Below are 9,317 nucleotides of genomic sequence, written 5' to 3' on the forward strand. Positions count from 1 at the left end.
GTTTCGTTCAGTTTTCAAAGATCAAACATAAATTGGAGCGGGTGATGGGAATCGAACCCACGACAACAGCTTGGAAGGCTGTAGTTTTACCACTAAACTACACCCGCATTATTATTTTTTCTATGGTCGGGAAGACAGGATTTGAACCTGCGACCCCTTGGTCCCAAACCAAGTGCTCTACCAAGCTGAGCCACTTCCCGTTCGATAGATTAAAAGAGAATGTTTTAATTGGCGCGCCCGAGAGGAGTCGAACCCCTAACCTTTTGATCCGTAGTCAAACGCTCTATCCAATTGAGCTACGGGCGCATGTGTTTTTGGTGCGGTCGAGAGGACTTGAACCTCCACGGTATTGCTACCACTAGGCCCTCAACCTAGCGCGTCTGCCGATTCCGCCACGACCGCCTTTTTCAAGGACAAAATATATTTTAGCACCTTACCTTGAATGTGTCAACAAGTTTTTTATATCTCATTCTCTTTTTTTAAAAGAGTGAGCCATGCAGGATTCGAACCTGCGACCCTCTGATTAAAAGTCAGATGCTCTACCAACTGAGCTAATGGCTCTTGGCTGGGCTAGCTGGATTCGAACCAGCGAATCACGGAGTCAAAGTCCGTTGCCTTACCGCTTGGCTATAGCCCATCAATCCAAGTTCTTTATTATACAGAAACCAGCAAAAAATTGCAAGGATTTTTTAAGCGGTCCCGACGGGAATCGAACCCGCGATCTCCTGCGTGACAGGCAGGCATGTTAACCGCTACACTACGGGACCAGGAAATTATGATGGCCAGCTGCAGCGCCTAGCCCCTCGAGGTCATAAGTCAATTCCCTGTGGCGGCTGAAGTGCTGCCTCCTCGGGAATCGCCTTATGCTTGTCGGGGCTGAACAGGCCCTTCCGCTTTTCTATTGTCCAGCTGCAGACGGCAGAGGCTCGAGGTCGCTTCAGTCAAGCCCATGAAGTCAAAGAACGACTTCACAGGCTTGCCCTCCAGCGCTTGTCGCCCCTAAGCAGCCGTCTTCCGCTTTTCTAATGACCCCTACGGGATTCGAACCCGTGTTACCGCCGTGAAAGGGCGGTGTCTTAACCGCTTGACCAAGGGGCCAACATAAAAAAATGGCGGAGAAGGAGGGATTTGAACCCTCGCGCCGCTTACGCGACCTATGCCCTTAGCAGGGGCACCTCTTCGGCCTCTTGAGTACTTCCCCGTACGAATGCTCTTCCGATTATAAATACTATCCGCAGGGCTGTCAAGAGGTCCACGGCAATTTTTATTCTTAATTTCAGACTTTCCATGAGCTGTCTCCTGCTTACCTCAAAACATCTGAATTCAAACTTTTTCCTGAAGCTTTCCACGGCACTTTCCACAAAAATAGCGGTTTGTGTTTACCCTCCGCTGCCGTTCATAATGCTGTCCGCATTTCGTGCAAACGTAGATCCGCTTTATGGCAGCCCTTTTCTTTTCTATGACGAGCGGCGTGCAATGCCTGGGAGCCCCGACTTCTTTCATAAGCCACCGAAAGTCCTCGTCCCGATGTTTGTAGCCTTTCCCTTCTATATGAAGATGGTAGTGGCAGAGCTCATGTTTAATAATACCTTCCAGTTCGTCCATTCCGTGCTCCTCATAATATTTCCTGTTGATTTCGATATTGTGAGTCCCAAGCATGTAGCGTCCTCCGGTCGTCCTGAGTCGCGGGTTAAAGAAAGCCCGATGTTTGAATGGTTTTAAAAAATATGTTTCAGAAATCTCTTCAGTCAGTGCCTGAAGCTGTTCGTTTGTCATTTCCTTACCTCCGGCTGCCCTAAAAATTGAACACGACAGCTATTTTCATCATATAATAATACTACCAAAATTTTCGGCGGGGAGGTTATGACGAATGCCTGTCTGGTTTCAAAACCAGATGCAGAAAGCCTTCTTGGAAAAAGACCGGTATCAAATTAAACTGCTTAACCAATGTTGGTTTTTTTACAGAAGAAAACACTGCTCACCCTGAAGCAGTGTTTTCTTCATTTATTTATTCGGATCGATCATCGTCAAAGACAGGCGCCCTTTTTGAACATCGACATTCTCCACCCAAACGGCAACGACATCTCCGAGTGAAACAACATCAAGCGGATGCTTCACGAAGCGGTTGCTCAATTTTGAAATATGGACCAGGCCATCCTCTTTGACTCCAACGTCTACAAAAGCACCGAAGTCAACAACGTTCCGGACTGTTCCCTGAAGTTCCATTCCGGCCTTCAAGTCTTCAAGCTTCAATAAGTCTTTTTTCAACAAAGGCTTTGGCAGTTCATCACGCAGATCGCGTCCTGGTTTCATCAATGATTCTATAATGTCCCGAAGAGTCAACTCGCCAAGCCCGAGCTCCTTCGCCGTTTCCTCAACCGACAAATGCTTTAAGGCTTCAGCCATTTTTTCAGTGCCGACATCCGCAGTGGTCAACCCGACTGATTCAAGCAGTTTCTTAACTTCCGGGTAACTTTCCGGATGGATAGGCGTGGCGTCGAGCGGATCCTTTCCATCTAATATGCGCATGAATCCGATCGCCTGCTCATACGTTTTCGCTCCAAGCCTTGGGATTTTCTTTAATTGGGCACGGCTCGTAAACTTCCCGTTTTCCTCGCGCTGCTTTACAATATTGTTTGCTACTGTTTTGCTTAAACCCGATACATATTGAAGCAGCGAAGCGGATGCGGTATTTACGTTTACCCCCACTTGGTTCACCGCTGTTTCAACAACAAAGGCCAGTTGCTCGTTCAATTTCTTTTGGGTGACATCATGCTGGTATTGGCCGACGCCTACTGATTTGGGATCGATTTTTACGAGCTCTGCAAGCGGGTCCTGCAAACGGCGGGCGATTGAGACTGCACTTCTTTCTTCGACTTGCAGCTCAGGAAACTCCTCCCTCGCCAAATCGGATGCCGAATAAACGCTTGCCCCCGCTTCATTGACAATAATATAGGAGATGTCAGCATTTAACTCTTTTAAAATATTGGCTGTAAACTGCTCCGTTTCCTGTGAAGCCGTCCCGTTGCCGATCGCAACAATCTCAATGTTATATTTTTTCAAAACATCGATCATCTTCCCTTTCGCCTGCTCGGGTTTCGCTTTTGGCGGATGCGGATAAATCACATCAATATGAAGAACTTTTCCTGTCTCATCGACAACAGCGAGCTTGCAGCCGGTCCGATAAGCCGGATCCACACCAAGGACCATTTTTCCTTTTAGCGGGGGCTGAAGCAGCAGTTTCCGGAGATTTTCGGAAAAAATATGAATGGCCTGGTCTTCCGCTTTTGCCGTCAGTTCATTTCTGATTTCCCGCTCAATGGCAGGCTCAATCAGGCGCTTGTAACTGTCTTCGATTGCCTCCGCAACGTCTGGGGCGGAAACGGAAGCTTCCTTTTTAATGAACTTTCTCTTTAAATAGCCGATGATTTTTTCTGTATCCGGCTTGATGGATACCCGTAATATACCTTCCTTTTCACCGCGATTTAATGCAAGGATCCGGTGAGGAACGATTTTTTTCACCGGTTCTTCATATTCGTAGTACATCTCATACACCGATTTTTCGTCCAGCTCTGCCTTTTTCACTTCTGACGTCACTTGGCCGGAACGGAACGTTTCGTCCCTGATCCATTGCCGGACTGCGGCATCGTCGGAAATCCGCTCAGCCAGAATATCTTTAGCCCCCTGGATCGCTTCATGGGTATCTCTTACTTCTTTTTCATCGGAAACATATTTTTCCGCTTCCTCTGTCACTTTCCCCTCTGCAGGAAATCCCCACATCCAGTCAGCCAGCGGCTCTAATCCTTTTTCCTTCGCAACGGTCGCTTTTGTCCGGCGTTTTTGCCGGTATGGACGATAGAGGTCTTCCACTGTCTGCAGTTTATCGGCTTTAACAATTTTTTGTTTCAATTCTTCGGTCAGCTTTCCCTGCTCCTCAATGAGGCGAAGGACATCCTCTTTTCGCTGCTCCAAATTTTGTATGTACGTCCAGCTTTCCATAATATCTTTTATTTGAACCTCATCAAGCGCCCCGGTCATTTCTTTACGATAGCGGGCAATGAACGGAACCGTGTTCCCTTCTTCAAGCAAAGTGATGACACTTTTGACTTGTCTGCCTGAAAGCTGCAATTCTTTTGCCAGCTTCTGAATGAGCTGATCGTGATGGGTCTTCGTTTCAGTTTCAATCATCGGAATCCCTCGTTTCATTTTCAATCACTATTATTTTATCTTAACATCGCGGTACACCCAAATACCATGTTGAGTAAAAAAACAAAAAACCCGCTTACTTAAGCAGGCTTCCGACAATAAATGTAACATCATCATTTTTATTTATTTGATTCACTTTCAACCGGTTGGCAATGGCAGATACCGTTTGGCGGTTGTCGGTGAACGGTTTTGAACCCTCTTTGACAAAACCGTCTGAATGGATTAAGAAGTTGGATTGGGGTTCGTAAGGGAATGTTTGCGTCCGGAATTTTTGGGGCCTGCCTGATAAATAACCCGATACAGGCATTGGATAGACCATTTTACCGGAGGGAGTATACAAATAAAATCTGATGTTCCCGACACAGCTGTATTCAAAGGTCTTTTCACGGAAATCGACTTTAAAGATGGCAGTTGCCGCTCCGCGTTTGCTGAGAAGCACTTTGTTGCTGAAGTTCATGAGTGTCTGGACATCTTCTTCCGGGTTTGATTTGACAACGGAAGTGACTGCCCGGGAAGATTCATAGGCGTACTCACCGCTTCCAAGGCCATCAGCAAGAACGCAAAGAAAGTAATCATTGTTCGCTGTCATGTAGAAGCTATCGCCGCAATAAGTTTTTCCCTCTTTGGCTCTTTGAAAAGCATATGCCTCCAGGCGTTCGCTTTGAAAATGTATCATGAGGTTGAGCTCTCCGTATTAGCCGGCTCTGCAAATATGGCGTCCTTCAGCTTCTTAATCGCCCGGCGCTGAAGCCTTGAAACATGCATCTGCGAAATATTTAACAGGTCGCCGGTTTCCTTCTGGCTCAAATTATCCAAATACGTATATTGGATAATTTGTCTTTCCCTTTCCGTCAACACATGCAAGACTTTTTCCACAACAAGCTTCTGATTTACTTTTTCATAGCCCTCGTCCACATTTCCGATAATATCCAATAAAGTAACGGTACTGCCATCAGAATCCGCTTCAATGGAATGATCCACAGATAATGCTTGATAGCTTTTGCCCATTTCCATCGCTTCCAGCACTTCTTCTTCCGTCACATCCAGGCGGTCCGCGATTTCATGAATTTGCGGAGACCGCTGAAGCTCCCTCGTCAAATCCTCTACGGTCGTCTTGATTTTCGGCCCCAGTTCCTTGATTCTGCGGGGAACATGAACACTCCACGTCTTGTCGCGCAAAAAACGTTTAATTTCTCCGATAACCGTCGGGATCGCAAAAGCTTCGAACGATTTCCCGTATGATTCATCGTAACGCCTTATAGCACCGAGCAGGCCGATGATTCCCACTTGAAAAATATCTTCGTGGTATGACTTGCCTTTTGAATATTTGCGCGCGATTGAGTCTACCAAGTTTTTATAATGAAGGACAAGTTCGTTTTGGGCCTCTTCGTCTTCGTGGAGCTGAAAGGCCTTGATCAATTTATTGACGTCAGTGTTTTTGTAATCAGGTTGAGATTTTTTCGGCATCAAGCTCCACCTGCTCCCCTTTGAGGTATTTCGTCATATGGACACTGACCCCTTGGTTCAGCTGGACGTTTACTTCATCCATCAAACTCTCAATTAAATATAGACCCAATCCTCCTTCACGCATAAATTCCACATTTTCCTTTTCATTATATGGGCCGGTTTCGCGGCGTATCTTTCTCATATCAAAGCTTTTTCCGGAATCAGACACCATTACCTCAAGGCGGTCGTTATATAGCGCAAATCCCGCAACAACTTCACCGTCCTCATTCATCTTGTACGCATGCTGAACTGCGTTAGTGACAGCTTCACTTGCAGCAATTTTAATATCTTCAATCAATTCATATGAAAAACCCATCCGGCTGGCGATCCCCGAAATGGTCAATCTGATGACTCCAACATATTCCGGCTTGGCAGGCACCTTCATCTCGATATAATCAAAAGCTGCATCCATTATACTCCACCCTCCACCTCGGTATTGATGTCCATCACATCTGCAAGCCCGGTTATATCAAACAGGCGCTGCAGCCTTTCCGTCATACCGGTCAGCTTCATTTCACCGTTATGAGCACGAAGCTGTTTAAAAATCCCGACAAATACACCAAGACCGGTACTGTCCATATAGTTCACACCCGATAAATCTATATTCATTTTGACGTTATCGCCCTTGGCAGCCTCCATGAGTTTCTCCTTTACCTTTGGAGCTGTATAAGCATCTATTTCGCCAGTAAGCTCCACGTAAATAGTGCCGTCCTCTTCTTTTACCTTTATAGAAACATTCACATTACCCACCCCTATAATATGTAAGTTTGTAGTACTTTTTACACATACCCGACTTTTAGATAAAGCAAACATATTTTTTATTTTATGAATCTCTTTAAAATGATTAATGTAAAATCATCCCGAAGTTCAAATTCCTGCAGTCTTTCCAATTCTTTGTAGACGCTCACTACGATTTCCTGAGCCGGCAAATCAATATATTTCCTGATCAGGCCCGTCAGGTCCTCCCTTTCGATAAAACCTTCGTCAGTCCGGCATTCAGTGACGCCGTCAGATAAAAGGATGACCATGTCGCCCGGCGCCAAATCTTTTAGATATTCACGGTATTCGGTATTCTTATCAATTCCAAGTAACAATCCTCTTCCTTCCAGCTCCTTAAACTCCTTGCTCTCTGCATGGTAAAAAAAGCCGGGTTCATGTCCTGCGCTTGAATAACAAAATGTATGTTCCCGTTGGTCATAGACCCCAAAGCACATCGTAATGAACATGCTTGGATCGACATTCCTCTCGACGACCCGGTTTAAGCTTTTGAGTATCGTACCCGGCCGAAGTTGATCTTCCGGTAAACTGTCCATGGCATATTTGATCATCGACATGGACAGTGCAGCAGGGATCCCTTTTCCGATGACGTCCGCAATCGCTATCCCGACATTTTGGGCGTCATCGATGACAAAATGAAAGTAATCGCCGTTCATTTGTCTGGCCGGCACACTGATCGCCCCAATCTCTGCCCCTTGTATTTGGGGGATGGACGTCCTGAGCAGAGTCTGCTGCATGCTGGCAGCCACTTCGATTTCGTTTTTCAGCGCCATCTGCTTAGTCCTGAGAATTTGATGCTCCCTGTACGCAAGCCCGTAGGCTATCATCACTTCCAGAAGGACATCAAATGAATCCAACAATTGTTCGGCGGAATGATCCCCTTCCATCATAATCGCCTTGTGAAGGCTGACAATTTCTTCAGGTGCGATACGATGCTCAATCAGCTTGCGGCTTAATTTTTGTCCTTGATAAAGAATTTTCTCATCTTTATCAATCAAATATTTTTTAATAATATCTCTGTATTTCGGTTTAACCGTATCCCAAAAATCCACTCAACCCACTCCTTCTACCGGAGCCACTTGATAGCAGTGATGACAGTGCCCTTTCCCTCTTGTGATTGAACATCAAACTCATCCATTAACCGTTTGACACCCGGAAGACCGGCTCCCAATCCTCCGGAAGTAGAATATCCGTCTTCCATCACTTTTCGAATATCCGCTATCCCCGGCCCTTCATCTTCTGCAATTATTTTCAATCCTTTTTTTCCATCTGAACATATTTTATCAATGGTTACTTTTCCCTCACCGGCATATAAGAAAATATTTCGGGCCAATTCGCTGATCGCAGTTGTAATCCTTGCCTGGTCCACTACCCCAAAGCCCAGCTCTTTCGCGGCATTTCTGCCTAATTGGCGAACTGCTACGATGTCCCATTCATTTAATATTTTTACGAAGGACTGCAGCTCCATAGGCTTAATCCCCCAGTTCCTGTTGTAATTTATCCAATCCGTTTTCCAGATCAAGAGCGGTCATAACATCCTCCAGCCTGATTCCCAATTCAATGAGAGTAATGGCCACCGCCGGCTGTATTCCGGTAATGACAACTTTTGCACCCATCAATTTTGACATTTCCATTACGTCGCCCAATACTTTGGCAATGAAAGAGTCAATAAAATCAATGGACGTAATGTCGATGACGACACCACGGGCATTTGTCGTATGAATTTTTTGCAAGAGATGTTCCTGAAATGAAAGGGCTGTTTGGTCATCCAATTCCCACTGAATGGAAACGAGCAAACAATCCTTGAGCTTTAAGATCGGTATTCTCAATCTTTACCCTCCTTAAGCACCACGATTTTTCTATTGGTAAACTCCATTGCTTTTTCAATTCCCTTTTGCAGGGTACTTGTCGTTGTAATCTGATTAAGATTGATGCCGAGGTTAACGATCGTTTGTGCAATCTCCGGACGGATTCCCACAAGCATGCACCTTGATCCTACCAACCTGACAGCATCTGCCGCCTGTATGATGTGATGTGCAACCATCGTGTCGACAACAGGAACACCGGTTATATCGATCAAAACAACTTCCGAACGGTGTTTAACGACTCCCGAAAGCAAATTTTCCATAATCAGTCTCGCTCTATCCGTATCAATCGTTCCCACGAGCGGCATGACAGAGATTTTTTCAAATACAGGTATCAATGGGGCTGACAATTCTTGAAGGGCAACCTTTTGAAGGGAAACGGTTTTCTCCCAATTATTGGAATAAGACTCGATGATCTGATTCGTCATCGGGGCAACCCAGCGATCTATCTCGGTGATCAATTCGATCACTTCTTCGCTGCTGTAATCCTTTTCCTTTTGCATTAACTCCAAAACAAGGGTTTTTAACGTACTGAGCCCGTCCATTAAAAAGACCAGCTCCCAGCCAATCCTGACAACCCTCTCAGTAAAGCGTTCAACCTTCTGGTTAAACCCATTCTCTGAATCTATGATGTTGGAAACCGCAACTTCAATAAACTCATGGCTAATGTCTTTGAACACATCATCTGAAATGAGGTTCAATGACCGTTCGTGGCTGCTTATTTTCATTGCGGCCATCCAATTTTCGAGCAGATCGCCCTTGTGTTCTTTTATAAAATTGACAACTTCGGTATTCACTCATTCATCCTCCAATCGTTTGCCTGTTTACGCCCTAATTTTGTTTCATATAGTTATTCTAGCAATTTCGCCATGCAATTGACAAACGTTTGCAAGAAAGCCCAATTTCCCGCAATCGCTTTCAATTGGCGTTTATATCATCCCAAATTACGAAAGTAAATTTACT

At 45.4% G+C, this 9,317-nt stretch carries 11 protein-coding genes and 9 tRNA genes; 1 reads left to right on the forward strand and 19 read right to left on the reverse strand.

Features of this window, described 5'->3' with window-relative positions:
- Positions 1 to 33: 33 nt before the first annotated feature.
- From D4N35_RS17160 to D4N35_RS17205, 10 genes are all read right to left on the reverse strand, one after another.
- A tRNA-Gly gene (locus tag D4N35_RS17160) sits at positions 34 to 107 on the reverse strand.
- A gap of 16 nt (positions 108 to 123) precedes the next feature.
- Positions 124 to 200: transfer RNA gene (locus D4N35_RS17165), tRNA-Pro, on the reverse strand.
- A gap of 29 nt (positions 201 to 229) precedes the next feature.
- Positions 230 to 306: transfer RNA gene (locus D4N35_RS17170), tRNA-Arg, on the reverse strand.
- A 9-nt stretch (positions 307 to 315) separates the two neighbouring features.
- Positions 316 to 402 (reverse strand) — tRNA-Leu (locus D4N35_RS17175).
- Positions 403 to 488: 86 nt separating this feature from the next.
- Positions 489 to 561 (reverse strand) — tRNA-Lys (locus D4N35_RS17180).
- A gap of 1 nt (position 562) precedes the next feature.
- Positions 563 to 637, reverse strand: a tRNA-Gln gene (locus D4N35_RS17185).
- 57 nt (positions 638 to 694) lie between these two features.
- Positions 695 to 767 (reverse strand) — tRNA-Asp (locus D4N35_RS17190).
- Between the two features lie 259 nt (positions 768 to 1,026).
- A tRNA-Glu gene (locus D4N35_RS17195) sits at positions 1,027 to 1,098 on the reverse strand.
- A gap of 12 nt (positions 1,099 to 1,110) precedes the next feature.
- A tRNA-Ser gene (locus D4N35_RS17200) sits at positions 1,111 to 1,201 on the reverse strand.
- Between the two features lie 122 nt (positions 1,202 to 1,323).
- Positions 1,324 to 1,776, reverse strand: a complete 453-nt coding sequence (locus D4N35_RS17205) for a SprT family protein (RefSeq protein ID WP_120075872.1) — start codon at positions 1,774 to 1,776, stop codon at positions 1,324 to 1,326.
- Positions 1,777 to 1,870: 94 nt separating this feature from the next.
- Here D4N35_RS17205 and cmpA point away from each other — a divergent pair, with 94 nt between their 5' ends.
- The gene (cmpA, locus tag D4N35_RS17210; RefSeq protein ID WP_120075874.1) at positions 1,871 to 1,987 is read left to right on the forward strand and encodes a cortex morphogenetic protein CmpA; all 117 of its coding nucleotides are present in this window, start codon (positions 1,871 to 1,873) and stop codon (positions 1,985 to 1,987) included.
- A gap of 17 nt (positions 1,988 to 2,004) precedes the next feature.
- Here cmpA and D4N35_RS17215 read toward each other — a convergent pair whose 3' ends face one another.
- The 9 genes from D4N35_RS17215 to rsbRA all read right to left on the reverse strand — a co-directional run bounded on the left by D4N35_RS17215 (position 2,005) and on the right by rsbRA (position 9,151).
- A complete protein-coding gene (locus D4N35_RS17215) occupies positions 2,005 to 4,188 on the reverse strand; it encodes a Tex family protein (RefSeq protein ID WP_120075875.1) in 2,184 nt (727 codons plus the stop codon).
- 94 nt (positions 4,189 to 4,282) lie between these two features.
- Positions 4,283 to 4,882, reverse strand: coding sequence for a PP2C family serine/threonine-protein phosphatase (locus D4N35_RS17220; protein ID WP_120075877.1), 600 nt, complete (start codon positions 4,880 to 4,882; stop codon positions 4,283 to 4,285).
- On the reverse strand, positions 4,879 to 5,673 hold the full coding sequence (gene sigB / locus D4N35_RS17225; protein WP_120075879.1) for an RNA polymerase sigma factor SigB: 795 nt from the start codon (positions 5,671 to 5,673) through the stop codon (positions 4,879 to 4,881). Before sigB ends, D4N35_RS17220 begins: the two co-directional genes overlap by 4 nt.
- Complete coding sequence (gene rsbW / locus D4N35_RS17230) at positions 5,651 to 6,124, reverse strand: anti-sigma B factor RsbW (RefSeq protein ID WP_120075881.1); 474 nt, start codon at positions 6,122 to 6,124, stop codon at positions 5,651 to 5,653. The genes sigB and rsbW overlap by 23 nt, the downstream gene beginning before the upstream one ends.
- On the reverse strand, positions 6,124 to 6,453 hold the full coding sequence (locus D4N35_RS17235; protein ID WP_120075882.1) for an STAS domain-containing protein: 330 nt from the start codon (positions 6,451 to 6,453) through the stop codon (positions 6,124 to 6,126). Before D4N35_RS17235 ends, rsbW begins: the two co-directional genes overlap by 1 nt.
- Before the next feature lie 77 nt (positions 6,454 to 6,530).
- Positions 6,531 to 7,541, reverse strand: a complete 1,011-nt coding sequence (locus D4N35_RS17240; RefSeq protein ID WP_120075884.1) for a PP2C family protein-serine/threonine phosphatase — start codon at positions 7,539 to 7,541, stop codon at positions 6,531 to 6,533.
- A gap of 14 nt (positions 7,542 to 7,555) precedes the next feature.
- Entirely contained in the window at positions 7,556 to 7,957 is a 402-nt protein-coding gene (locus tag D4N35_RS17245) for an anti-sigma regulatory factor (protein WP_120075886.1), read from the reverse strand.
- Between the two features lie 4 nt (positions 7,958 to 7,961).
- Entirely contained in the window at positions 7,962 to 8,318 is a 357-nt protein-coding gene (locus D4N35_RS17250) for an STAS domain-containing protein (protein ID WP_120075887.1), read from the reverse strand.
- Positions 8,315 to 9,151, reverse strand: coding sequence for an RsbT co-antagonist protein RsbRA (rsbRA, locus tag D4N35_RS17255; RefSeq protein WP_120075889.1), 837 nt, complete (start codon positions 9,149 to 9,151; stop codon positions 8,315 to 8,317). The genes D4N35_RS17250 and rsbRA overlap by 4 nt, the downstream gene beginning before the upstream one ends.
- Between the last annotated feature and the right edge of the window lie 166 nt (positions 9,152 to 9,317).

It is taken from the genome of Siminovitchia fortis (assembly GCF_003605365.2).
GTDB classification, from domain to species: Bacteria; Bacillota; Bacilli; order Bacillales; family Bacillaceae_C; genus Siminovitchia; species Siminovitchia fortis.

Coding starts and splice junctions, on each gene's coding strand:
- D4N35_RS17220 (WP_120075877.1), bottom strand. CDS start 4,882: ATGATACATTTTCAAAGCGAACGCCTGGAGGCATATGCTTTTCAAAGA.
- D4N35_RS17215 (WP_120075875.1), bottom strand. CDS start 4,188: ATGATTGAAACTGAAACGAAGACCCATCACGATCAGCTCATTCAGAAG.
- sigB (WP_120075879.1), bottom strand. CDS start 5,673: ATGCCGAAAAAATCTCAACCTGATTACAAAAACACTGACGTCAATAAA.
- cmpA (WP_120075874.1), top strand. CDS start 1,871: ATGCCTGTCTGGTTTCAAAACCAGATGCAGAAAGCCTTCTTGGAAAAA.
- D4N35_RS17205 (WP_120075872.1), bottom strand. CDS start 1,776: ATGACAAACGAACAGCTTCAGGCACTGACTGAAGAGATTTCTGAAACA.
- rsbW (WP_120075881.1), bottom strand. CDS start 6,124: ATGGATGCAGCTTTTGATTATATCGAGATGAAGGTGCCTGCCAAGCCG.
- D4N35_RS17245 (WP_120075886.1), bottom strand. CDS start 7,957: ATGGAGCTGCAGTCCTTCGTAAAAATATTAAATGAATGGGACATCGTA.